The sequence below is a fragment of the Polaromonas sp. SP1 genome (genome assembly GCF_003711205.1).
In the GTDB taxonomy this organism is placed as follows: Bacteria; Pseudomonadota; Gammaproteobacteria; order Burkholderiales; family Burkholderiaceae_C; genus Polaromonas.
This window is the reverse complement of sequence record NZ_CP031013.1, coordinates 3,958,891-3,982,366: the sequence shown is the minus strand read 5'-3', so window position 1 is coordinate 3,982,366 and position 23,476 is coordinate 3,958,891. Positions and strand designations below refer to the sequence as shown.

At 65.1% G+C, this 23,476-nt stretch carries 19 protein-coding genes; 8 read left to right on the top strand and 11 right to left on the bottom strand.

The window, feature by feature from the left end; genetic code table 11:
* The first annotated feature begins 241 nt into the window (after positions 1-241).
* Entirely contained in the window at positions 242-7,513 is a 7,272-nt protein-coding gene (locus tag DT070_RS18830; RefSeq protein WP_164483783.1) for an MBG domain-containing protein, read from the top strand.
* A gap of 290 nt (positions 7,514-7,803) precedes the next feature.
* Here the strand turns inward: DT070_RS18830 and DT070_RS18825 are convergent, their stop codons facing one another.
* Both DT070_RS18825 and DT070_RS18820 read right to left on the bottom strand, forming a co-directional pair.
* Complete coding sequence (locus DT070_RS18825) at positions 7,804-9,699, bottom strand: sensor histidine kinase (RefSeq protein ID WP_122957491.1); 1,896 nt, start codon at positions 9,697-9,699, stop codon at positions 7,804-7,806.
* 114 nt (positions 9,700-9,813) lie between these two features.
* On the bottom strand, positions 9,814-10,539 hold the full coding sequence (locus DT070_RS18820; protein WP_122957490.1) for a response regulator transcription factor: 726 nt from the start codon (positions 10,537-10,539) through the stop codon (positions 9,814-9,816).
* 339 nt (positions 10,540-10,878) lie between these two features.
* On the opposite strand from DT070_RS18820, the gene DT070_RS18815 reads away from it, so the two are divergent.
* On the top strand, positions 10,879-12,564 hold the full coding sequence (locus DT070_RS18815) for a ShlB/FhaC/HecB family hemolysin secretion/activation protein (RefSeq protein WP_164483782.1): 1,686 nt from the start codon (positions 10,879-10,881) through the stop codon (positions 12,562-12,564).
* 181 nt (positions 12,565-12,745) lie between these two features.
* Complete coding sequence (locus tag DT070_RS18810) at positions 12,746-13,009, top strand: hypothetical protein (RefSeq protein ID WP_122956778.1); 264 nt, start codon at positions 12,746-12,748, stop codon at positions 13,007-13,009.
* Here DT070_RS18810 and DT070_RS18805 read toward each other — a convergent pair.
* Positions 12,990-13,214 (bottom strand): hypothetical protein, encoded by a 225-nt coding sequence (locus DT070_RS18805; RefSeq protein WP_122956777.1) that lies wholly within the window; start codon positions 13,212-13,214, stop codon positions 12,990-12,992. The genes DT070_RS18810 and DT070_RS18805 overlap by 20 nt on opposite strands.
* 106 nt (positions 13,215-13,320) lie before the next feature.
* Between DT070_RS18805 and DT070_RS21700 the strand changes: the two genes are divergently transcribed.
* From DT070_RS21700 to DT070_RS18795, 3 genes are all read left to right on the top strand, one after another.
* The gene (locus DT070_RS21700; protein WP_255416845.1) at positions 13,321-13,449 is read left to right on the top strand and encodes a hypothetical protein; all 129 of its coding nucleotides are present in this window, start codon (positions 13,321-13,323) and stop codon (positions 13,447-13,449) included.
* A gap of 132 nt (positions 13,450-13,581) precedes the next feature.
* Positions 13,582-14,766, top strand: coding sequence for a YjgN family protein (locus tag DT070_RS18800; protein ID WP_122956776.1), 1,185 nt, complete (start codon positions 13,582-13,584; stop codon positions 14,764-14,766).
* 2 nt (positions 14,767-14,768) lie between these two features.
* Positions 14,769-15,896, top strand: a complete 1,128-nt coding sequence (locus tag DT070_RS18795; RefSeq protein WP_122956775.1) for a M48 family metallopeptidase — start codon at positions 14,769-14,771, stop codon at positions 15,894-15,896.
* A 71-nt stretch (positions 15,897-15,967) separates the two neighbouring features.
* Here DT070_RS18795 and DT070_RS18790 read toward each other — a convergent pair whose 3' ends face one another.
* The 3 genes from DT070_RS18790 to DT070_RS18780 all read right to left on the bottom strand — a co-directional run bounded on the left by DT070_RS18790 (position 15,968) and on the right by DT070_RS18780 (position 17,784).
* Positions 15,968-16,270 (bottom strand): pentapeptide MXKDX repeat protein, encoded by a 303-nt coding sequence (locus DT070_RS18790; RefSeq protein WP_122956774.1) that lies wholly within the window; start codon positions 16,268-16,270, stop codon positions 15,968-15,970.
* Positions 16,271-16,358: 88 nt separating this feature from the next.
* Positions 16,359-17,150, bottom strand: a complete 792-nt coding sequence (locus tag DT070_RS18785; RefSeq protein ID WP_122956773.1) for a molybdopterin-dependent oxidoreductase — start codon at positions 17,148-17,150, stop codon at positions 16,359-16,361.
* A gap of 37 nt (positions 17,151-17,187) precedes the next feature.
* On the bottom strand, positions 17,188-17,784 hold the full coding sequence (locus DT070_RS18780; RefSeq protein ID WP_122956772.1) for a cytochrome b/b6 domain-containing protein: 597 nt from the start codon (positions 17,782-17,784) through the stop codon (positions 17,188-17,190).
* Between the two features lie 175 nt (positions 17,785-17,959).
* On the opposite strand from DT070_RS18780, the gene DT070_RS18775 reads away from it, so the two are divergent.
* A complete protein-coding gene (locus DT070_RS18775) occupies positions 17,960-18,526 on the top strand; it encodes a TVP38/TMEM64 family protein (protein WP_122956771.1) in 567 nt (188 codons plus the stop codon).
* A 9-nt stretch (positions 18,527-18,535) separates the two neighbouring features.
* On the opposite strand, the gene DT070_RS18770 is transcribed toward DT070_RS18775, so the two are convergent.
* The 5 genes from DT070_RS18770 to DT070_RS18750 form a co-directional block, all read right to left on the bottom strand.
* The gene (locus DT070_RS18770) at positions 18,536-18,952 is read right to left on the bottom strand and encodes a hypothetical protein (RefSeq protein ID WP_122956770.1); all 417 of its coding nucleotides are present in this window, start codon (positions 18,950-18,952) and stop codon (positions 18,536-18,538) included.
* Between the two features lie 58 nt (positions 18,953-19,010).
* Complete coding sequence (locus DT070_RS18765; RefSeq protein ID WP_122957489.1) at positions 19,011-19,733, bottom strand: amino acid ABC transporter ATP-binding protein; 723 nt, start codon at positions 19,731-19,733, stop codon at positions 19,011-19,013.
* A complete protein-coding gene (locus tag DT070_RS18760; protein WP_122956769.1) occupies positions 19,720-20,487 on the bottom strand; it encodes an amino acid ABC transporter permease in 768 nt (255 codons plus the stop codon). Before DT070_RS18760 ends, DT070_RS18765 begins: the two co-directional genes overlap by 14 nt.
* A gap of 20 nt (positions 20,488-20,507) precedes the next feature.
* Positions 20,508-21,275: a basic amino acid ABC transporter substrate-binding protein gene (locus DT070_RS18755; RefSeq protein WP_122956768.1), complete on the bottom strand. Its 768-nt coding sequence runs from the start codon at positions 21,273-21,275 to the stop codon at positions 20,508-20,510.
* A 175-nt stretch (positions 21,276-21,450) separates the two neighbouring features.
* Complete coding sequence (locus tag DT070_RS18750; RefSeq protein WP_122956767.1) at positions 21,451-22,344, bottom strand: dienelactone hydrolase family protein; 894 nt, start codon at positions 22,342-22,344, stop codon at positions 21,451-21,453.
* A 308-nt stretch (positions 22,345-22,652) separates the two neighbouring features.
* Here DT070_RS18750 and DT070_RS18745 point away from each other — a divergent pair, with 308 nt between their 5' ends.
* Positions 22,653-23,462, top strand: a complete 810-nt coding sequence (locus DT070_RS18745) for a DUF2726 domain-containing protein (protein WP_122956766.1) — start codon at positions 22,653-22,655, stop codon at positions 23,460-23,462.
* Positions 23,463-23,476 lie beyond the last annotated feature (14 nt).

Here is a 23,476-nt window from a genome sequence, read left to right as displayed (position 1 = left end):
AGTTGATTTAGCCGAGGTCCACGCCTTTGTCCAGCGAAATCTTGAGGATTGTGTAGCCAATAGTGGCTACACGTGGTTGACATCGGCAGCGCCTCAGTCCGTCCATACTATTGGCAACCTGGAAGCCAATACGTGGCTTCTCTGCGCCGCAACGCCGTTGAGCGCCGCCGCGCGTTTTCCCTGTCTGCCGGCGCACCTCAAGACCTTCGCGTCACCTGCCGGCCTTTCGAGAAAGTCCGCCATGAAGAGCCACGCCAGCATGAACCGCATTTACCGTCTTGTCTGGAACGCAGCACTCAGTGTGTGGGTGGCAGTGGCCGAAAACGCCAAAGGGTGCGGCAAGGGCGGCTCTTCGCGCAGTAGCGTGCAGCGGGATGCCGTGCAGGCGCAGGGAGGCGCAACAGGCTTTACGCTCAACACCGCGTGCCGGGCGGTGCTGGTGCTTCTCACATCGCTGGCCGTGCTCACCCACGAAGCACGAGCCGCCGATGCGGCTAACGCGTCCGTGACCGCTGGCGCCGCAGGCATTGCGACGGTGGGCAACACCACCACCATTACCCAGGGCAGCCAGCGCGTGGCGATCGACTGGACCAGCTTGTCGACGGCAGCGCAGGAGGCGCTGATCTTCAACCAGCCCAATGCTGCGGCCATCGCGTTGAACCGCATCACCGGCAGCAGCCCGAGTGAACTGCTGGGCAGCCTGACAGCCAATGGGCAGGTCTTCATCCTCAACCCGAATGGCGTGCTGTTTGGCGCGGGCTCGCAGGTCAATGTCGGCGGCCTGGTGGCCTCAACGCTCAGCATGAGCAATGCCGACTTCATGGCCGGCAACCATGTGTTCACCGGCTCGGGTGGCTCGGTGGTCAACCAGGGCACGCTCAATGCCGCGCCTGGCGGCTACCTGGCGCTGCTGGCGCCTGAAGTGCGCAACGAAGGCGTGATGACGGCCAGCCTGGGCACGGCACTCCTCGCCGCCGGCAACAAGGTCACGCTGAACATCGACAACGGCAGCCTGCTGGGCTACAGCATCGACCAGGGCGCCATCAACGCGCTGGCCGAGAACAGGCAACTCATCCAGGCCAACGGCGGGCAGGTGCTGCTCTCGGCCAAGGCCATGGACAGCCTGACCACCGCCACGGTCAACAACACCGGTGTGATTGAGGCGAAGACGATACAGAACAGGGCCGGCCGCATCATGCTGATGGGCGACATGGAAACGGGCACCGTCAATGTGGGCGGCACGCTGGATGCCTCAGCACCTAACACCGACGGCATGGGCGGCAACGGCGGCTTTATCGAAACCAGCGCTGGGCATGTCAAGGTCGGCAGTGACGCCAGGATCACCACGCTGGCTGCGGCAGGCGGCGGTGGCCGCACCGGCAAATGGCTGATCGACCCCAACGACTTCACCATCTCCGCTGCGGGCAACATATCTGCCACGACCCTCGCCACCCAGCTGCTGGGGACCGACGTGGAAATCTCCACCGTCACCCAGGGGACGGCGGGCGGGAATGGCGATATCCACGTCGACCAGGCCATCAACCGGACGGACAGCAACACCCTGACGCTGACCGCCGAGCGCGACATCAACGTCAACGCGAGCATGGGTAAAAACGGCGGGGGCGCGGCAGGTTTGACGCTCAACGCCGGGCGCAACATGGTGTTCACCGGCAATATCACCAGCACTTCGGGCGCTCTGGCGATGACGGCCAACGCCGGCGGCGACATTACCGGCGGGGGAACCCTGAACCTGAACGGCGGCGCGATGGACCTGACCGCCGGCGGCAGTATCGGCAGCATCGACGGCCTGGGGCAAATCCACGCAGGCAGTTTGAAGATGAAAGCGACCGCCGGTGAGTTGGTCACGAACAGCGGCATTACCTGGAACGCCGGCTCCTTCGACCTGTTTGCGGGCACGAACATCCGGGGAAGCGACCCCGGCTCCGCCCTGATCGCCGTCATGACCTCGCCCGGTGGCAGCTTCACCGCTTCCTCGGGCAACACAGGCAACGGCAGCATGCGCCTGAACAGCAGCAGCAACGCCATCGGCACGCTCAACCTGACCGCCCTGGGAACGGGCGGCGGCGGCCAGATCGACTTCACGAGCGACAGGGCGGTCAGCAATGCCTTCATCACAGCCGCCAGGGACGTGAATGTCTCCTCCTCGAACGGCGGCCTCTTCAACATCAATTCCCTGAACCTGGTGGGCGTCAACCAGAACGTCAGCCTGGGGGCCGGCAGCGGTGTGCTGATGCTCAATGGTGCGGTGAACACCGGCGCCGGAAACCTGACTTTGTCGGGCAGCGCGCTCTCGCTTGGCGGTGCCTTGAATGCCAACAACCTCAGCCTGACCGCGACAAACGGCATGAGCATCAACTCAGACCTCACAGCGACCGGCAACCTGACACTCTCCTCCAATATGGGCATCCAGCAAACGGGCGGCGCATTGACGGTGGGCGGTGCCACCAGCGTCAATGCGGGCGCGGGCGTCGTGAATCTGGGCGGCGGCGGCAACAACTTCACCGGCGCGGTCAGCGTCACCAATCTCGGTTTGAACAACGTCACCCTTAACGCCGTTGGCAACCCCCTGACCCTGGGCACGTTGTCGCTGGGCAGCGGCACGCTCAATATCACCGGCAACAACATCACCCAGACCGGTGCGATCACGCAGGCGGCCGGCGCGGGTGCGGTCACCATCAACGGCGGCGCCAGCGCCATCAACCTGAGCAACACCGGCAACAACTTCACCGGCGCGGTCGCGCTCAGCAATACGGGCAACAACGCCGTGACCATCCGGGACGTCGACGACCTGAAGCTTGGCGCGTCCACCGTGGGCGGCAGTCTGACAGCCATCTCCAGCTCGGGCTCGATCTCGCAGTCCGACACGTTGAACGTAACGGGCGCCTCCACCTTCACGATCAACGGCTTCAATAAAGACGTCTTGATGGGCACGTCGGCCAACACCTTTCTCGGCGGCGTCACGGTCAATGGCAGCGGCAACGTGAAAGACATGGCCTTCCGTTACGGCACAGGTTTCGCTTTTCCCACGGCGCCCAGCTATATGGGAACGCTCACGCTGATCAGGGATGTCGGAGCCATAGACCTGGTGGGCCTGCAAAACTTCAGCGGCGGCCTCTCGCTGACGGCGGGCGGCGGCATCAACAGGCTGGGCGGCACGCTGCAGACGGGAGGGGCGCAGACCTTCAACAGCGCGGTGAACGTCATCGGCCCCGCCAACCTGGTCAGCACCGGCGGCACCATCAGATTTGAAAGCACGGTCAACGGCGCGAACACGCTGAGCACCAACAGCTTCGGCAACACCACCTTCGCCGGCGCGGTGGGCGGCACCACTGCGCTGACCAGCCTGAGCGTCACGGCGGGCGGCGCCATCACGGTGCAAAACGGCGCCACGCTGCGCGCGGGCGATGTGAAACTCTCCGCCGCATCGGGCATAGGCAACGACCTTGGCGGCGCGGCGTCGGTCGATGCGGCGCGCCTGAGCGCCATCAATACCAGTACCGGCCATCTTTTGCTGGCGCACACCGGCACGGGCAAGGTGGTGGTCACCAACCTGGGCATGGGTGACGGCATCCAGAACCAGGCAGCCGGCGCCGATGTCAGCCTGACGGCGTCCAACGGCGCCATCCAGGTGCTGGGCAGCAAGGTCAGCGCGGCGGGAGGCAGTCTCACGCTGAGCGCGGCAGGTGCCAGCGACGCGCATTCGCTGGAGATCGTGAACAACGGCGCCACGCAATCGACCGTCAGCACCACCGGCGCAGGCACCATCAGCCTCAGCGGCAGCCTGACCAGCGGCGGCGCCAGTGCCACGGGCGGTTCGGCCGCCGGCGTGGCCATCACCAATTCCAACATCACCGGCGGCACAGGTGCCATCACCATCACGGGCAGCGCCGGCGGGACGGGCAGGGGCGGCCAGGTGGAGCGCGGCTTCCGTGTGGGCACGGGATCCACCATCACGGGCGCCGGCAGCGTCACGCTGACGGGCACCGTCACCGGCGACCAGATCATGACGCCCGACCCGTATACCGGCCCCGCCAGCATGGGCGGAGAGCTCGCCAATGGCGCCACCGTGTTCAGCACGGGCGGCAACGTGGCGCTCTCGGGCACCATGAACAACGCCCAGCATTACGGCGGCACCGGCCTGTCGGTGGACGGCCGTGTGGAAACCGGCGCGGCCGGCAAGGTCACGCTCACCGGCACCGCCACCACGGGCGGCGCGCCCGCCGGCAGCGCCGGCACCGGCTTGTTGACCGGTGCTTCATCCCAAATCATCGCCGGGTCAGGCGGCCTGGACATCACGGGCACGGTGAACTCGTCGTACGCTTCCACCAGCCTGGCCGGTGCTTCGCTCAACGGCAGTGCCACGTCGGCCGGCAATGTGACGGCCACAGGGACGGTGGCCGCCCCCGCCGCCACCGGGGCGACAGCGCTCTTGCTGGGCGGCGGCAGCCTGGCTGCAACGGGCGCGGCCACCGTCACGCTCAAAGGCTCCGGCGTTGCCAACCTGGCGGGCTCTTTGCCTTCTTCTTATGACCTCAGCCTCATCACCGGCACAGCGGTCAGCACGGCCGGCGGCCAGGTCAACCTGACCGGCAACCGGATGCAAATTGACGGCACCGTCAACTCCGGCGCCGGCGTGACGGCGATCACGGCCAACGACGACAACTGGAAGATCACCCTGGCCGGCGGCTTGAGCAACAGTGAGCAAGTCGGGCTCAACCTGTCGAACAGCGAGCTCAACAACATCACGGCCTCGGTCTTGCGCCTGGGCAGCAGCGCCGCTAACGGTGGCATTGAGATCGGCAACACCGGCGGTGCGGTCAATATGACCAGCACGCAAAGCTTGAGCCTGCTCAACAGCGCCTCCATTGGCAACATCCTGCAAACCGCGGGATTCAAGGTCGCCAACCTCAACGCCGAGGCGCGGACCGTCACCCTGTCCAACCCAAACAACCAGTTCAGCCAGGTCAGCGGGCGTGCCTACGGGGGCAATTTCTCGCTCCGCTCCAACTCCGCACTGTCCGTGGGGACGGTGGACGGAACGGCCGGCATCCATGGCGCCGGCGCCGTCGTGCTCACCACCACCGGTGGCGCGCTGTCGCAAACCCAGGCCATCGTCGCGAATGTCTTCCAGGCCGCCACCTTCGGGGGCATGACGCTGGACCATGCAGGCAACCAGATCCAGACTTTCGCCAACTTCAACAATGGCACATCAGGCGACATCGTCATTCGCAATAGCGTTGATGCCACCTTCATCGGCAGCATCGCAAACAATGGTGCCGGTAGCGGGCGTATCGACATCGGCAATACCGGCGCCATCACGCTGGGCGCCACGGCCGACTTCAGCAGCGCGAATGCCTCCGGCGGCGGTGCCGCGGCCACGGCAGCCGTCAGCGTGGTGGCCACGGGCGGAATCAGCACCGTCGCAGGTTCGAAAATCACCAACGCTGCCGGAGGTTCGGTCTACCTGGAGGCAGGCAACGGCAACATAGGCACCACCCCTGGCGATGCGGTGACCCTCTCCACGTCGGGCTCGGTCACCGCGGTGGCAAGTGGCGGCGCCTCGCAAGTCAATCTGGCCCTGGCCGGCGGCGCCAGCGTCGAAAACATCAGCGCCCCGGGTGCGGTCAGCGTCACGGCCGCGGCCGGCAACCTGTCGGTCAAGACGGTGGCCGGCAGCGCGGTCACCCTTGGTGCCGCGGCCGGCGCCATCCTTGACGCCAATGGTGCGGCCAACAACATCACCGCTGCCACGCTCAACGCGACCGCCGCCAACGGCATCACGCTGGGCACCAACGTGTCCGGCCTGCAAACACTGACCACGACAGGTGCCACCGGCGACATCAGCATCGCCGCTGCCAATGCCATCAACACCGGCAATTTCAGCATCACCACCAATGCCGGGGCGGCGCAGACGGTCAGCCTGTCATCAGCCGCCGGCATCACGGTGGGCAGCGCCTTCGGCAATACGCAGGACAAGCTCAAACTGAGCACGACCGCCGGCAACATCGCCATCAACGGCGCGCTGATGGCTAGTGAACTCACGCTGAACACTGCCGGCACCAGCACACAAACAGCGGCCATCACCGCCACTGGCCTGGAGTTGCTGGGTACCGGCACGCACACGCTCAACAACGCAGGCAATGCCGTGACAACGCTGGCAGGCAACACCGGCAATGCCGAGTACTCGCAGGCCGGCGCGCTCACCATTGGCACCGTCAACACTGCAGGCCTCACCGCCAGCGGCAAGGTGCTGGTGCGCGCCACGGGCGCCGCAGGCGACATCACGCTGAACAACACCGTGACCTCGGGCAGCGCCGCCAGCGATTCGCTGGTGCTGGCCGCCGGGCGCAACTTCATCAACAACGCCGGCGCCACGCCGCTGAACCCCGGTGCGGGCCGCTTCCTGGTGTATTCAACCGACCCGACGGCCAATACCTTCGGCGGCTTTGCCTCCACCGGCAATGCCTTCAGCCGCACCTACGCCGCCAATGCGCCCACCGATGCATCGATGACCTCGATCACCGGCAACCGCATGGTCTACAGCGTCACACCGGTGATCAACATCACCGGCGACAACCAGACCAAGGTGTATGGCGCGGCCGACCCTACGCTGACCTACACCGTGGGCTCGGGCCTCGTGGCGGGCGATACGGCAGGCACCGTGCTGTCCGGCCTGCTGGCCGCGCCGACAGGCGCTGCCGCGTCGGCCGGCACGCACGCCATCACGCAGGGCGCGCTGGCGGCGGCGCTGGGTTACGGCGTCTCCTACACCAACGGCACGCTGACGGTAGACAAAGCCACGGTGAGCGTGACGGGCGTGGCCGCGAACAACAAGACTTACGACGGCAACGCCACGGCGACCCTGGGCAATATCGGCACGCTGACGGGCCTGGCCTACGGCGAGTTGCTGGCCTTGAGCGCCACCGGCGCCAGCTTCTCTGACGCGAGCGCCGCCAACGGCAAGACCGTGACCGCCAGCTACAGCGTGGCCGACGGCACGGGCCTGGCCAGCAACTACCAGCTGGCAGCAGCGCCCGTCACCACCACGGCCAATATCGACAAAGCCAACCTGAGCATCACCGCCAACAACGACAGCCGGACTGCCGGCGGTGCGGCCTACACCGGCGGCAACGGCGTGAGCTTCAGCGGCTTTGTGAACGGCGAAACGGCGGCCGTACTGGGTGGCGCCCTGGCCTACGGCGGCAGCGCACAAGGCGCGACCGCCGCAGGCAACTACGCCATCACGGCCGGCGGATACACCGCGGGCAACTACGCGCTTAATTACGTCGACGGTGTGTTGACCATCAACCCGGTTCCGGTGGCGCCGGCGGGGCAGGGCAGCGGCGCGCCAGTGAGCGATGCTTACCTCAGCGCGCTGTACAACGTGGCGAACTCGGGCGGCGGCGGCGGTGGTGGTTCAGGCGGTGGTGCAGATCCCAGCGACGCGCTGCGGGCTGCAGCCGCCGAAGCCGGCAACACCGGTGAAGAATAGACCCACCCCCGTCCAGGCTCACTGCGTGTAGCCTGTTCCCCCCTCGAGGGGGCGGCGCCTGGGGCCGGCAAAGCCGGACCCGCGGCCCCCGCTGGTGAAATACCGACTCTGCATACGCCCTGAATCTTCAACCCAGCATGAGCCGCGGAACCGGCTTTGCCGGGCCGCAAGCTCAGTCCCCTGCAAGGGGAAAAGGGCTACACGCAGTGAGCCCGATAGGGGTATGCCTATTGACGGCGGCCCCCCCCGGGGGCAGCGACCCACATGAAGTGGGGGAGCGTGGGGGCCTTTTACGCCAGCGTACGCGCCAGCGGCATCCACAGCGTAAACCGCGTACCACCCGGCCCCGACTTCCACGCCACTTTGCCGTTCAGCGTCTGCGCGCGACGCTGCTGGTTATGCAGGCCCTTGCCGCTGGCTTCGGCCAGCGCGGCTTGCACATCAAAACCCTGGCCGTTGTCTTCGATGGTGACCTGCACGCCGCCGTCTGCGGTGGCGGTGGCGACGCGGATCTCTGTGGCCCGCGTGTGGCGCAGGATGTTGGCCACGCTTTCCTGCACGATGCGCAGGATGTGCAGCGCGCTTGACGGGTCCAGCCATTGCAGCGTGGGCAGTTCCTGCACTTCCCAGAACAGGGTGACGCCAGAGCCCTCCAGCCGGGGCTCCAGCCTGAAGCGCAGTGTGGCCAGCAGCAACAGCAGGTCGGCCTCCACCGGCTCCATCGAATCGATGGCCAGCTTCAGGTCGTCCATGCAGTCCTTGAGGATTTGCGAGACCTTGGCATCGCTCATGCCGCCGTGCTCCACGGAGCGGATCGCGCTGATCAGTGACGAACCGAGCCCGTCGTGCATGTCCTGCATCATGCGCTGGCGCTCGTCGCTCAGCATCTGCCGCTGCTCGACGGCGCGCAGCCGCTGGTGGCTCATTTCAAGCTCGACCTCACGTGCCCTGAGCCGTTCGGCCAGGCTGGCGTTGAGCTGTTCGACTTCGACAATCGCGCCGACATAACGCCGGTACAGCAGTGCGCCGAAGATGCTGAAGCTGATCGCGTTGGTCCATGCGCCCAGGTACCAGCCTTCGGGGCTGGTGAAGTTGCTTTGCTGCAGCCAGTCGCCTGCACCAAACACGGTGCACAGGGCCGTGCCCATGGCCACCAGCATGGCTTCGCCGGAAGCGCTGCGCCAGGCGCTGATGGCGCCGGCCAGCGAAACAGTCACACCCATGAGCGCCACCACCCCGTAGATCAGCGGCGTGACCTGGGGTGTGTTGGGCAGCGGGGCGCTGGCCGGCAAGGTCAGAAGGCCCATCAACACCGTGACGGCGACCAGCGAGCCGGTGACCCAGGGCTGCCGGCGCTGGTGCAGCAGGACGATGGAAAAATGCACCATCACGACCAGCCAGAACAGCGAATTCACCGTCAGCCAGGCAAACCAGTCGTTGGCGATCGGGAAGCCCACATAAAAGTGCAGCCCGCGCAGGAAGGACGTTGCGGCCAACGCGAAGAACAGCAGGTAATCGGTGCGGTGCCTCCGCTTGAACCACACAAAAAGCGCAAAGATGCCCACGGCGAGGAAGGCCGTGCTGAACATGGACGGCAGCTCAAGCTGCAGCCAGTGCCGCCAGCTGTGGCGCCAGCTCAAGGCGTCGGCCGCGCCGAGCCACAGTGACGACAGTGCCACCTGGCTGGCGCGCGTGTGCTCCAGGCGGATCAGGATTTCGCGCGGCGGGTTGCCGTCGGCGGTTTTATCCAGCGGCACCCACAGGGGCACGCGCGGGCTGTTCCAGAGCGGCCCCTGCTGCTGGGCGGTGTGCACGAGCTGGCCGTCTGCATAGACCGCCACGGTGCCGTCGGTGCGCACACGGGCGCCGTACAAGGCCAGCGGCGCCCGCATGCCAGGCAGGCGCTGCGGTGAAATCCTGAACCAGGTGGTGCGTGTGGTGCCCGGGGTTGAGGCCGCTGCCTGGCGAACCAGCGATACCGGCAAGGCATGGGGCAGCGTGGCGGCTTGCCAGGCGGCGGGCAGCGAGGCGCTGTCCTGCGTGGGCGCCGCAGTGCTGAAGCCGGGCTCATCGACCACCTGCCACTGCGCCCCGGTAATGTGCAGGCTTTCCTGCGTATCCGCGCCTGCGGGCCGTATGTCCAGCGCCGCCAGGGCCGCCACGGTCACCAGCAGGGCGCCGGCGATGACCGCAACCAAGCGGGCGGCGCGGCGTTGGGGGTGGCTCGATGAAGGTTCTTGCGCAGGTGTCACGGCGGGATTTTGCCTTGAGCTACGGAAACAGCCGGGCAGGGCAGGGCGCTATTGCGCCAGCAGTCCCTGGCTGCGGGCCTCGTAGATGGCTTCGGCCTTGGAGGTGACCTTGAGCTTGCTGTAGATGCGCCGCACAAAGGTGCGCACCGTGAAATGCGACAGGCCCATGAGCTTGGCGATCTCCACCGCGGTGAACCCTTTGGTGATGAAGTCGAGGACTTCCTTTTCGCGCGCCGACAGCAACTGCGGCGCATCGCCCGGGGGCTCCGTCCCTGGCGCGGCGCCGGCGGTGGCGTCTTGCCGGAAACGCGCCAGCACCTGGCGCGCGATGATGGGGCTGATGGGGCTGCCGCCGCTGGCCAGGCTGCGGATTTCGTCGACGATCTTGGCCTGGGAGCTGTCCTTGAGCAGGTAGCCGGCGGCGCCCGCTTCGATGGAGCGCATGACATGCGTTTCATCGCCGAAATTGGTGCTGACCATGATGCTGCAGCTGGGCCACTGCCGCGCAGCGGCGCGTATCACCTCGATGCCCGAGCCGTCGGGCAGGCCCAGGTCCACCAGCAGCACGTCCACCGGCGGGCCCTGCAGCAGGGCGAGGCCTTCGGCCTGGGTGCCGGCCGTGCCGGCCAGCGTCATGTCGGGCGCGGCCAGCAAGGCGCGGGCCAGCGCACCGCGAAAGCCGAGGTCGTCCTCAACGATGGCGACGTGGATGCGCGGCCCGGTTCCGTCCAGGGGCGCCGGCTGTTCTTGGGTCTGGGGGTTGAGCGCTTGCATCTGGGGAATATTGTCCAACGGATTGGGGGACGGGCCTCGTAGCGCATTTGTGCTACAGGTAAAACCCGCGTGCCTGGCTACCATTGTTTCCGGCACAACTCTGCGAATGGCCGTGTTACAGGGTGTGTCCCCAAAAATAGGGACATACAGGCCCGGTGGTCTCTGCGACATTGCTGAAATCGTCGCGATGGGACCAGCCCCTTACTACATTTGCAGTATGGTGCCGTTACCGATCGATACACAGAATCAAGCGGCCGCGGGGACTGCGTCCTTGCCGGACCTTCGCTGGACTGTTTTGCAAGCCCGCCGCGCCTGAACAGAAAAATCGAAATGAAAAAAATGACATTCAATTCCTTGCCCCTGTCGACACTGACCTCAGCCCTGATGCTGGCTTTGTACGGAAGCGCCTGGGCCCAGACGCCGCCGGTGCCCGATGCCGGCCAGGTGCTGCGCGACCTGCAGCAGGCCCGGCCGTCGCCGCCGCAGCAGTCCGCCCCTTTGCAGCGCATCGATGAAACCGCCGACCTGAGCCAGGCAGGCGAAGCGAAAGTCATGGTCAAGTCCATCGCCATCACCGGCAACAAGGAAATCCCGACGGAGCAGCTGCAGCCGCTGGTGGCCGGCCTGGTGGGCGCCGAGCGCTCGCTGACCCAGCTCAACGCCGCCGCCCGCCGCATCACGGCCTATTACCGCAGCCAGGGCTTTGCCGTGGCCCGCGCCTATCTGCCCGCACAAGACATCACCGACGGCGCCGTCACCATCAGCATCATCGAAGGGCGTATTTCCAGCCACAAGATCAACAACCAGTCGCTGCTGTCCGACGAACGTGCGCAAGCCTACCTCGGACAGGTCAAGGACGGCGACGTCATCAAGAGCGACCAGATCGACCGCGGCCTGCTGCTGCTGCAGGACACACCCGGCGTCAGCAACTCGCGCGCCACGCTGCAGCCCGGCGCCAGCGTGGGCACCTCCGAGCTGCTGATCGAGGTCAACCCTTCCAGGCCCTACAGCGGCAACGTGACGCTGGATAACTACGGCAGCCGCTACACCGGCGAGTACCGCGTGGCAGGCACCTTCACCCTGGCCAGCCCGCTGAAGATCGGCGACCAGCTCATGTTCAACGGCTTGACCTCCGGCTCCAGGCTCAGCTTTGGCCGCGTGGCCTACCAGTTGCCCGTGGGCAGCGACGGCCTGAAGGTGGGCGCCGCTTACTCCGACATCCACTACAAGCTGGGCCAGGAGTTTGAAGCCCTGCAGGCCCACGGCACGGCCACCAGCGCCAGCGTGTTTGCCGCCTACCCCTTCATCCGCAGCCAGTTCAAGAACCTGAACGGCACCATCGCGCTGGAAGACAAGCGCCTGAAGGATTATGTCGACGGCACCGGCACCTTCACCCCCAAGAAGGTCACGGTCACCAGCTTCGGCCTGTCGGGCAGCCTGCAGGACGCCCTGGGCGGCGGCGGCATCACCGGGCTGGACCTTTCGCTGATCCTCGGCAACCTGAGCATTAACTCGCCCACGGCGCTGGCCATCGACAACGCCTCGGCCCGCTCCAACGGCAGCTACACCCGCATGACCTACGGCGCCAACCGCCTGCAGCGTTTTACCGACAGCACCTTCCTGGCCGCTTCAGTGAGCGGCCAGACCGCCAGCAAGAACCTGGATTCGTCCGAGAAGTTCTCGCTGGGCGGCATCAACGCCGTGCGCGCCTATCCGCAGGGTGAAGCCAGCGGAGACGAGGGTTACCGCGCCACGGTAGAGCTGCGCCACAACGTGATGCCCAACGTGCAGGCCACGGTGTTTTACGACTGGGGCAAGATCACCATCAACCGCAACCCCTTCGGCGCGCCGGCCTCCAACAGCCGCAACCTCGCGGGTGTGGGCGTCGGCGTCAATGCCAGCCTGGGCCCGGTGCAGCTGCGTTCGTCGCTGGCCTGGCGCACGGACGGCGGGCTGCCGACCTCCATCCCCGCCTCGGCGGCCAAACGGCCTACGCTGTGGCTGCAGGCCTCGATGCCCTTCTGAAGCGCTCTTGTGGGGTGCTCTCCGGGGTGCTATTCGGGGGTGCTTTGCCGCCAGCCAGGAATTTAAGCCAAATTGGCATCCAGCCCAGGCGTGGCATGGGCTTGTAGCTATTAAAAAGATAGCAAACTGACAGTGCCCCATGAGCCGGGCCGGGCCTCTCGCCGCATCCAGGACGCCACCCATGCTGCACAGCTGGTTCCTGCCGGTGGTCGGCGCGGCCTCACTGCTCGCTATCTATCTTTCGGTTTCCATGCACAAGGCGCTCAAGGAGCGCAGCGCCGTTGACCCCCAGGCCAGGCGCGAGCTGTGCATTCTTTTCCTGCTCGGCGCGGGGGACGCCTACGGCCTGAGGCTGCTGCGGCGCTTCGCCATGGCCGCCAATGTGCACGCGCTGAGCTTTGGCATGGCCATCGGGCTGGTGGTGTTCAGCGTGATCCGTTTTTGAGGCTGCTGTCCGCCGCGGGCGCAGTGAAAAAGTAGCGCGCCGAGGTTTCGAGGACGCGCGCCGCGTTGGCCTTGATGTCACGTGAAAGCGGGCGCGGCGCCTGCACATAAAACGGCCAGGAGGCAGCGGCGCGGCTTTGCTGCTGCGGCAGGAAGGGCGTGACGGGCGTCCTGGTGGGGGGAGGGGGATGGCGTGACAGCTGCATTTCAGTCTTTTCCGGGCAATGTTTTTGGGATTTGCTGGGTGGGAGTTGTTTGTGTTGAAGAACAATATTACTGTACATACATACAGTCTTCAACTATGATTTACCCATGGAAACAATGCCGGCCGAGCTCCCCAACGGGATGATCTGGCAGGACACCCGCCTGCGCAGCATGGAGCCCGCCGATGCCGCCGCGCTGTGGCTTGCCCCGGTGGCGCCTGCCCAGCCTTCTGCGTAACCCGCAGGCCCGCACCGAATTGCCGCCCGTTGAAGGGCGTTACATTATTTGACGGGAGGCCGGCGCCGACGCAAGCGCATGCAAGCCCGCACAAGCAATAACCAATACCAATGACACCGGGAGGAAATCGTGATGGAGCCCGTACTGGACCCAGGCATGCCACTGGCGCAGCCGCAAGCGCCCCACGCCGACGAAACGCACAAACTCAGCATTGAATTCACCGGCTCGGGAAGCGAATACTTCCGGATCTGGATCGTCAACCTGTTGCTGCTGATGGTGACGGCCGGCATCTATTACCCATGGGCCAAGGTGCGGCGCCTGCGCTACTTTTACGGCAACACCGTGGTGGGCGGCGAGCCGCTGGGGTTTCATGCCGACCCTACCAAGCTGCTCAAAGGTTACCTGCTGGTCGGCCTGCTGTTCATGCTGTATTCGGCCGCGGGCAAGTTCTCCGCCATCGCCGGTTTTATTGCCTTTCTCATCGTTGCGGCCCTGTGGCCCGCGTTGCTCAAGTCCTCCATGCAGTTCCGCATGGCCAACACCAGCTGGCGCGGCCTGCGCTTCGGGTTCAAGGGCTCGCTGGAAGGCGCTTACCGCGCGGTGCTGCCGCTGTTCGTGCCCGGCGTCGTGATACTGGCCGCGGCGACGCAGGTGGCCGACCCTGAAAAACCGCCGCTCTGGTATCTCCAGGTGCTGGGGGTGATCCTGCTGGTTTCGCTGGTGGTGGCGCCCTGGCTGCTGTGGAATCTCAAGCAGTACCAGCACAACAGCTATGCGCTGGCGTCGCTGCAGACGACCTTCAAGGCCACCCTGGGTTCGTTCTACAAACTGTTTTTCAAAATCCTGGGCCTCGCCGTGCTGCCGCTGCTGGTGTCGGGAGGCATTGCCGGCGCCATTATTTATGCGGTGAAAACCGGGGGGGCGCAGGGCCGTCCCTCCGTCGGTCTCTTCATGCTCGCGGCCCTGGTGCCGCTGGCCGTCATGATGGTCTTGCTGGTGCTGGTCAAACCCTATGCCACGGCCCGCTTCCAGGACCTGGTGTGGACGCGCACCGGCAATGTGTCCCTGCGCTTTATCAGCCGCCTGGGTTTCAGGTCGCTGCTGTGGGTCACGCTGAAAAACTGGTTCCTGATCGTGATCACGCTCGGGCTTTACTGGCCCTTCGCGGCGGTGGCGCTGGCCCGCATCCGGCTGGAGGCCGTGACGGTGAAGACGCGGGTGAGCCCGGACACCCTGATCGCCATGGCCGGCGCCGTTGAGGGCGATGCGGCCGGTGAGGCCGGCGGCGACCTGTTCGGCCTGGACATCGGGTTCTGACCTTGACAGCTGCGACACACCCGCCGGCCAGCCAGGCGCCCACGCTCGCGGCCAGCTACTTTGACGGCGCCAGCGCCCGCGCGCGGCCCGTCACGCTGCAGATCGAGGGCGATGAGTTGCTGATCACCGGCGAGGGCCTCCATCGCCGCGTCGCGCTGCGCAAGGTGCAGTGGCCGGAGCGCACCCGCCACGGCACACGGGTGGCCCACTTCACGGAAGGCGGCTCGGTGCAGTGCGCCGATGCTGGGGCCTGGGACGATTGGAGCCGCGCCAGCGGCCGCCGCGATTCGCTCGTGGTGACGATGCAGCAAAGCTGGCGCTGGGTGATCGCCAGCGCAGCCGCGCTGGTCCTGCTGCTGGTGGTGATCCAGCAATGGGGATTGCCGGTGGCCGCGCGCGCCGTAGTGGCCGTCACCCCGCTGAGCGTCGACAGCTCCCTGGGCGAGACCTCGCTGACCGTGATCGACGAGCACCTGATGCGCCCCAGCAAGCTGCCGCTGGCCGAGCAGGCACGGCTGCGCGATGCGTTTGCCAAAGCCGTGAGCGCCATGCCGCCGGGCAGTGTGCCGGCGTGGCAACTGGTGTTCCGCCGCAGCCGTATCGGCCCCAATGCCTTTGCCTTGCCGGGCGGCACCATGGTGATGACCGACGAGCTGGTCGAGCTGGTGGGGCGTGACGACAAGGTGATTACCGCCGTGCTCGCGCACGAACTGGGCCATGTGCGGCACCGCCACGGCCTGCGCATGCTGATACAGGCCACCGCGCTGAGCGGGCTGGCCGCCATGGTGGTGGGCGACTTCAGCACCGTGCTGGCGGGTGTGCCGGTGTTGCTGGGGCAGGCCAGCTATTCGCGCGATGCCGAGCGCGAAGCCGACCACGAAGCGGTGCGCATCCTGAAAGCCGCCGGCATTTCACCTGCGGTGATGGTGACCCTGTTTGAGAAGATCGCCGCACAGAGAAATGAAGCCGCCGGCTCAGGCAAGGGCGCAAAGCCTGGCGAGCCGGTTGACGCAAGCCCTCCCGGCGACCGGGGCCCGGAGCAGGAGTCGGGTTTGGGAATCGCCTTTGCGTCCCATCCTGCGGATGCCGAGCGGATCCGTTATTTTCAGGAAGCTGCGGGCGAACGCTAGCCGGCAGGCGCGCAGAACCGGGGCAATGCGCCAGGGCGCCGGGCATGCAGCCCGGTCACCGGGCGCAGGCCTTACTTCTTCATGCCATCCTTGCCCATGGCGTCTTTTGCCATCGCATCTTTGCTCATCGCATCTTTGCCCATGGCGTCCTTGGCCATGTGATCTTTCTTCATCTTGTCCTTCTTGGCCATGGCGTCCTTGCCCATGGCGTCCTTACCCATCGCATCCTTCTTCATGCCGTCTTTGGCCATGGCATCCTTGCTCATCGCGTCTTTGCCCATGGCGTCTTTTTTCATGGCGTCCTGCGCCATGGCGCTGCCGCCGGCGAAAAGCAGGCAAGCCGAGAGGAGGGAGGCGGTCAGTGTCTTGTTCATGATGTTGTCCTTGAAAGAGTGTTGGAAGTCATTGAAAAAACGGCAAGGGTGGCTGCCTTTGCCGGCGTTGCGGGGCCCCTGAGCGTGCTCAGCTGCCTCCGAACCAGTTGTAGCCCTGGTCTTCCCAGTAGCCGCCAGGGTAGGTGTTGGTCACAAAGATCGCCTGGATGTGTTTGGGGTTTTTGTAGCCCAGCTTGGTGGGCATGCGCAGCTTCATCGGAAAGCCGTATTTGGGTGGCAGCACCTGGCCGTCGTAGGTCAGCGCCAGCAGCGTTTGCGGGTGCAGTGCGGTCGCCATGTCGATGCTGGTGAAGTAGTCGTCCGCGCACTTGAAGCCCACGTATTTGGCGGTGGTGTCCGCGCCCACCTTGCGCAAAAAATGGAAGAAGGGCACGCCACCCCATTTACCGATGGCGCTCCAGCCTTCCACGCAGATGTGGCGTGTCACCTGGTCAACCTGCGGCATGGCGCGCAACTCGGGCAGCGACCATTTGCGCCTGTCGGCCACCAGGCCGGCGACTTCCAGGCGGTAGCTTTCTTCCTCGACCTCGCGCACTTCGTCCTCGCCGTAGTAGGCGTTGAACGGGAAGGGTCGGGTGATCATGGAGTCGGGATAGGTGGGCGCCAGGCGGTTGGGGTCAAACAGCAGGCCCTGCACGCCGTCGTTGAGGCGCGAGATGCGGGTGAGTGCGGTGTTGACGGCCTCGCTGTCGTCCAGCACGCAGCCGCTCAGCATGGCCAGGCCGCCCAGGGTGAGCGAGCCGCGCAGGAAACTGCGGCGGGCCGGGGAGAGATTGCGGGCCGAGGCGATGCGGTCGGCGGCTTCCCGGAGGACGGCGTCGCCGTCGATATTCAGGCGCCGGGGGCGTTGGATTTTCATTGAGGCTCCTTGAGGCTTGAGGCTTGTGAGGCACCGCTCAGCGGCCGCGCAGCATGTACACCAGCGTTTTGGGCACCAGCGCCACCATCACCAGGTGCACCACGACAAAACCGGCCAGTGCCGCCATGGCGAGGAAGTGAACCAGGCGCGCGCCTTCATAGCCGCCCATCAGTTCGCGCAGCAGGGGAAACTGCACCGACTTCCAGAGCACCAGCCCGGACAGGACGATGAGCACGCTGTCGGCCATGACAAAAAGGTAGGCCAGGCGCTGCACCATGTTGTAGTGGCGCGGGTCGGCATGGGCCAGCTTGCCCTTCAGCGCGGCCAGCAGGTCTGCAAAAACACCCTTGACCGACAATGGAAAGAACTTGTGAAACAGCCGCCGCGTAAAGAGGTTGAAGGCCAGGTAGAGCAGGCCGTTGAAGAACAGCAGCCACATGGCCGCGAAGTGCCATTGCAGCGCGCCGCCCAGCCAGCCGCCCAGTGTGAGTTCTTTGGGAATGGCAAAGCCGAGGAAGGCGGTGGCGTTGTAGATGCGCCATCCGCTCATCATCAGCACCACCACGGCGAGCGCATTGAGCCAATGCATGGCGCGCAGCCAGCCGGGATGTACGGTCTCTTTGCCTGTAATCATCAAACGCTCCTCAGGGTTGCCCGCGATGCCCGGCGCTTTCGCCGGAATTTCCGCCGCAGTTGTGCTGCGTGTTGGGATTTGGTCGGGCGAGGTGCGCCTTTCTTACAGGCCGGCCCTGTTTATTTGCAGGCAAAATCGCAAAGGCTTCCCGCCACCCCCTGCGCAACACCACCCGATGCACCGCTTTAAACGACTGTTCGCCGTCCTGGCCTTTCTGGGTTTGTTGCTGGCGGTGTTTCAGCTCTCCGGCTTGCGGGACAACTTCAGCCTGGCTTTTTTGCACCAGAAGTTCCTGGACAACGAGGCCACAGGGCTGCTGATCTTTATCGCGCTGTTTGCACTGGGCAACCTGATACACATCCCGGGCTGGGTATTCCTGGCGGCCGCGGTGCTGGCGCTGGGCGAGGTGTGGGGCGGCGTGGCGACCTACCTCGCGGCGGTGGTCTCATGCGTCTTTACCTTCTGGCTGATACGCCTGCTGGGCGGCGACGCCCTGCGGCAGGTCAAAGGCGGCTGGGCGCAGCGCGCCTTCGCGCAACTCGATGCCCGGCCGGTGGCCAGCGTTGTGGTGTTGCGCCTGCTGCTGCAGACCGTGCCGGTGCTGAACTATGCGCTGGCGATGTCGGGCGTGAAGTTTCGCGACTACCTGGCGGGCACGCTGCTGGGACTGCCGCTGCCGATCGCGCTGTACTGCGTGTTTTTTGACTACCTGGCGCGGCTGCTGAAGGTGCCGGGGTATTAGATTACGGGGTTACGCGGGGATGCCGGCCATGCGTGCCAACAGGGGCAGAAGGAAGGTCGCTGCAATGCTGAGCAAAAAAACCAGCGCATAGGCGACGAGGGCCAGCAAAGCGCCCCCTTTAAATCCGATAGGCGCGCCGGCGGGTGTCCTGGTGCACCGCCCCAGGATCCAGGCGCCCACAGCCGGCTGCGCCAGCAAGCCTGTGGCGATATCCAGCAGTGAGGCGGACACGGGGCCTGAGGCAAGGTTCAGCGCCCTCACACAGGTGCCGACGGCCAGCAGCACCAGGAACAGCGTGGCACCAAAAACAGCAGCGTGCTTCCAGCTCAGCGGCGTCTGGCGAAAGAGCCTTGCCGCCAGCTTGATGCAGACGACATAGGCAACGATCGTGAACACCGAAGGGACAAGGCCGGGCAGTTGCGGCATAGGTCATTCCTGCGGGCAAGCCAAAGAAAAAGGCCCGCAGGTCATGCGGGCCCCTGGCTCACAGCACCTTGCTCAAAAAGCGCCTGGTGCGCTCTTCCCTGGGGTTGTCAAAGATCTCCGCCGGCGATCCTTCTTCGATCACCAGGCCTTCGTCGATGAACATCACCCGGTCGGCCACCTGGCGCGCAAAACCCATTTCGTGGGTCACGACGACCATGGTCATGCCTTCTTCGGCCAGCGCCTGCATGACGGCCAGCACCTCGCCGACCATTTCGGGGTCCAGCGCGGAAGTGGGTTCGTCAAACAGCATGATGCGCGGCTGCATGGCCAGCGCCCGGGCAATTGCCACGCGCTGCTGCTGCCCGCCCGAAAGCTGGTTGGGGTAGGCGTCGATCTTCTCGAGCAGGCCGACCTTGACCAGCAGCTCGCTGGCGCGGTTGCGCGCTTCAAGGGCCGTCAGCTTGCGCACCTTGGTCGGCGCCAGCGTGATGTTTTCCAGCACGGTCTTGTGCGGGAACAAATTGAAGCGCTGGAACACCATGCCGATTTCCGAGCGCAGGGCGTCGACATCGGTCTTGGGCTCATGCACCGACACGCCGTGCACCAGCACTTCGCCGCCGGTGGCGTCTTCCAGGCCGTTCAGGCAGCGCAGGAACGTACTTTTGCCCGAGCCCGACGGGCCGATGACGCACACCACTTCGGTGGCCTTGATGGCGCAGTCGATGCCGCGCAACACCGGGGTTTGACCAAACTGCTTGGTCAGCCGGTTAACGCGAATCACCTCGTCCATAACGAGCCTCCAGTTTCTTGACAAGGTAAGCCAGTCCCAGCGTCAGCACCCAGTACATGACGGAGATGGTGAGGTAGGGCTCCCAGTAGCGCGAATAGGCGCCGGCCACGGTGCGCGCGGCGTAGGCCAGTTCGGCCAGGCCGATCGCCGAGATCAGCGACGAGTCTTTCAGCAGCGAAATCGCGTTGTTTCCCAGCGGCGGCAGCATGCGGCGAAACGCCTGCGGCAGCACGACGTGGTACATGGTGCGCGGAAACGACATGCCCAGGGAGCGCGAGGCTTCCACCTGGCCCTTGTCGATGGACTGGATGCCGGCGCGGAAGATCTCGGAGATGTAGGCGCCGGCGTTCAGCGTCAGCGCCACGATGCCGGAGAGGAAGGCGCCGTAGTTTTGCTTGATGTTGCGCGCCGTTTCACCCGAGATGATCAGCCCGTCGGTCGGGTTGATGAACAGCGGCAGCACGGCGAAGTGGATCAGCAGGATCTGCACGAACAGCGGCGTGCCGCGGAAAAAGCTGACGTACACGGTGGACGGCCAGCGCAGGGCGTATTTGCAGATTTCGCGTGCGGGCGAGTGGCGCGATTCCGCCACGCGCGCCATGCCGATGGCCAGGCCCAGCAACGTGCCCTGCGCGATGCAGATCAGCGTCACCATGATGGTCATCTGCAGGCCGCGCCAGAACAGCACGCCGTACTCTGCAATGATGTCGGCCCGGAACCAGCCGAACCAGAGAACTTGCTCCATGACGAAGAAGTCTTAAGCGCTTATTGCGCGGGCAACGCAGGGGCGTCGGCCTGGAACCACTTCTTGTAGATGGTGGCGTAGCTGCCGTCGGCCTTCACGGCGGCCAGGCCGGCATTGAGCTTGGCCAGCAGGTCCTTGTTGCCCTGCTTCACGACGATGCCGAAGTATTCCTTGGGAAAGCTGGCGTCGCTCACGGTCTTGAGCTGCTTGTGCTCCTGCGTGCGGAAGGCGATCACGCCGTTGTCGCCGATGGCGGCGTCCAGGCCGTTGTTGGCCAGCTCGGAGATCACCACGGGGGTGCTTTCAAAGCGGCGGATGTCGGGGTTGGTCTTGCCGAATTCGCGCGAGGCCATGTCGTCGCCGGTGCTGCCGGTGACCACGCCGATTTTTTTGCCGGCCAGGTCTTTCAGGCCCTTGGCGGTGCTGTTGCTGTGCACGGCGATCAGCTGGCGCGCTTCAAAGTAAGGGGTGGTGAAGTCGTAGGACTGCTTGCGCTTGTCGTTGATGGTGACGCCCGAGATAACCAGGTCCACGTCGCCGTTGTTGAGCGCCGCGAAGATGCCGGTCCAGGGGGTGTTGACGATCTTGATCTGCAGGCCGGCCTTCTGGGCGATGGCCTTGATCATGTCGACGTCGTAGCCGACGATTTCCTTGGTCGGGCTTTCGTAGGCAAACGGGCGGTAGGTCGCGCTGGAGCCGACGACCAGCTCCTTGTTTTGGGCATGGACGGTACCGAAGGCAAGCGTGAGCAGGCCGGCGGTGGCGGCGATTTTGTGAAGGAGGTTCATGGTGATGTCCAGAAGGAAAGATAAAGGTGCTGGTCGGCCCGCTTACACAAGGGGCCGATAAAGCGCAAGTCGTCAATGGTAACGCCTGCAAAAGCCGTGCCCGGAGGGTTCCGGGCAGGGTTTTCGCCAAGAGGGCGGGACGGGCGGATAAAAGGGGCCCGGCGGGGCACCGGGATCAGCCGGTCCTGAGCTGCCGGTTGAAAAACGCCAGCGTCCGCTCCCAGGCCAATTTGGCGGCCGTGGCGTCATAACGCGGGGTGGTGTCGTTGTTGAAGCCGTGCTGCGTGCCGGGGTACTGGTAGGCGGTGTAGCTGGCCCCGGCGGCTTTCAGGGCGGCCTCATACGCCGGCCAGGCGGCGTTGATGCGTTCGTCCACCGCCGCAAAATGGATCAGCAGCGGGGTTTTGACCCTGGCGGCGTCTTCGGGCGCGGGCTGGTTGCCGTAAAAGGGCACGGCGGCGTTGAGCTCGGGCAGGCGCGTGGTGAGGATGTGCGCCATGCCGCCGCCGTAGCAAAAGCCGACCACGCCCAGCTTGCCGGTGCAGTCGTCCCGGCCCTTGAGGTAAGTCGTGGCGGCCACAAAATCTTCCACGCACTTTCGCTGGTCCAGTTTGGCAAAAAGCTCGCGGGCCTTGTCCTCGTCGCCCGGGTAGCCGCCCAGCGGGGTGAGGGCGTCCGGGGCGAAAGCCACAAAGTTCTCCAGCGCCAGGCGGCGGGTGATGTCTTCTATATGGGGGTTCAGGCCCCGGTTTTCATGGATCACCAGCACGCCGGGCAGCTTGCCGCTGGCGTTAGCGGGTTTGGCCAGGTAACCCTTGACCGTGCCGGTGCCGGCGGACGAGGGGTAGCTCACCATTTCGGTTTTGAGCCGTTTGTCGTCTTTGGCGATTTGCTGCCCCAGCGCAAAGTTGGGGCTCAGGGCGGCCAGCAATGCCGTGGCGGTCATGCCGGCGGTCGCAAACTTCTGGGCGCGCTCCAGGAACCCGCGCCGGTCCAGGGTGCCGTGCACATAGGCATCAAACAGAATCAGCAGTTCCTGGTCAAAGTCCTGGGCGGTCTTGCGTTCCATGGCGGCTCCTGCAAAAAATCCAGCATAGCGATTCAGGCGCCGGCTGGCAAAGGGGGTTGACCGGATGCAAGCCGGGGAACCGGCGTGCTATAAAAAACATAGCTGCTTGTGCATGTGCAGTATGGGCTGGGGGCTGATTTGGCTTGTAAACCGGCAAGCAACCGGAAAAAACCTGTTTTAATAAGGGCTTGGGCCTCGAGCCGCCAGATTGACACGGCTGGCGTTCTGTGACTCACTGGGTTCAGCGGGGATGGCCCCACTGCACCGCTTGTGGCGCCGCGGCCCCCAAAACTGAGGAGAACCCTATCTTGAACCTGATTTCATGGCTGATGGCATTGCTGGGCATTGCCGTGGGCGCCATAGGCGGAGTCTTGCTGTACGCCCGCTGGTTGCGCCAAAAAGACAGCGAAAAGCTGCGCATCCCCCATAAATGGCCGCTGGCCGTGCGCGGCATGGTGACCAACGACGAGCATGAGGTCTGGAAATGGCTGCGCAACACCTTTCACGACCACGCGGTGATGGTGAAGCTGCCGGTGCTTCGCTTCACGATCCCGGTCGAAAAGGACAAAGACAAGGAAAAGAACAAGGAGAAGAACGCACGCCTGCTTGAGCTGCTCAACGGCGTCTACACCACCTTCACCATCTGCACCCTGGACGGCAAGGTCGTGGGCTGCGTCGATCTGCGCGGCAAGCGTGACGTCAGCCGGGCCAGCCGCCAGCTCAAGGAAACCCTGCTGTCCGACTGCGGCATTGCCTACACCACGGTCAAGGCCAGCCGCCCGCCCACGGCCAGCGCCATGCGCGCCGCGTTTCTGGGTGAGATCCCTGAAGAACTCGCGCAGGAAGCCGAAGAAACGCGCGGCGGCGACAGCAGTTTTCACGCCGACCTGGAATCCTTTACCAAGCAGCGCGTCAAGGCCGCCAAGGACGCCGCGCTCAAGGAGCTCAACAAGGAAACCCAGCAGGAGGCTGCCCAGGCCGCCGCCACGCGCGACATCGGCTTTACGTCCGACGGCGGCAGTGGCCTGCGCGGCAGCGACAACAGCGACCGTTTTGCCGTGCAATGGGAAGACTCCTTCATTCAGCCTGCGGATACGCGGCCGGCCAGGCTCGAGTAGGAAGCGGCCGATTC

Coding starts and splice junctions, on each gene's coding strand:
- DT070_RS18790 (WP_122956774.1), bottom strand. CDS start 16,270: ATGAACAAGACACTGACCGCCTCCCTCCTCTCGGCTTGCCTGCTTTTC.
- DT070_RS21700 (WP_255416845.1), top strand. CDS start 13,321: ATGGAAACAATGCCGGCCGAGCTCCCCAACGGGATGATCTGGCAGGAC.
- DT070_RS18770 (WP_122956770.1), bottom strand. CDS start 18,952: ATGCCGCAACTGCCCGGCCTTGTCCCTTCGGTGTTCACGATCGTTGCC.
- DT070_RS18800 (WP_122956776.1), top strand. CDS start 13,582: ATGGAGCCCGTACTGGACCCAGGCATGCCACTGGCGCAGCCGCAAGCG.
- DT070_RS18830 (WP_164483783.1), top strand. CDS start 242: ATGAAGAGCCACGCCAGCATGAACCGCATTTACCGTCTTGTCTGGAAC.
- DT070_RS18810 (WP_122956778.1), top strand. CDS start 12,746: ATGCTGCACAGCTGGTTCCTGCCGGTGGTCGGCGCGGCCTCACTGCTC.
- DT070_RS18755 (WP_122956768.1), bottom strand. CDS start 21,275: ATGAACCTCCTTCACAAAATCGCCGCCACCGCCGGCCTGCTCACGCTT.
- DT070_RS18775 (WP_122956771.1), top strand. CDS start 17,960: ATGCACCGCTTTAAACGACTGTTCGCCGTCCTGGCCTTTCTGGGTTTG.
- DT070_RS18785 (WP_122956773.1), bottom strand. CDS start 17,150: ATGAAAATCCAACGCCCCCGGCGCCTGAATATCGACGGCGACGCCGTC.
- DT070_RS18750 (WP_122956767.1), bottom strand. CDS start 22,344: ATGGAACGCAAGACCGCCCAGGACTTTGACCAGGAACTGCTGATTCTG.
- DT070_RS18815 (WP_164483782.1), top strand. CDS start 10,879: ATGACATTCAATTCCTTGCCCCTGTCGACACTGACCTCAGCCCTGATG.
- DT070_RS18805 (WP_122956777.1), bottom strand. CDS start 13,214: ATGCAGCTGTCACGCCATCCCCCTCCCCCCACCAGGACGCCCGTCACG.
- DT070_RS18780 (WP_122956772.1), bottom strand. CDS start 17,784: ATGATTACAGGCAAAGAGACCGTACATCCCGGCTGGCTGCGCGCCATG.
- DT070_RS18820 (WP_122957490.1), bottom strand. CDS start 10,539: ATGCAAGCGCTCAACCCCCAGACCCAAGAACAGCCGGCGCCCCTGGAC.
- DT070_RS18760 (WP_122956769.1), bottom strand. CDS start 20,487: ATGGAGCAAGTTCTCTGGTTCGGCTGGTTCCGGGCCGACATCATTGCA.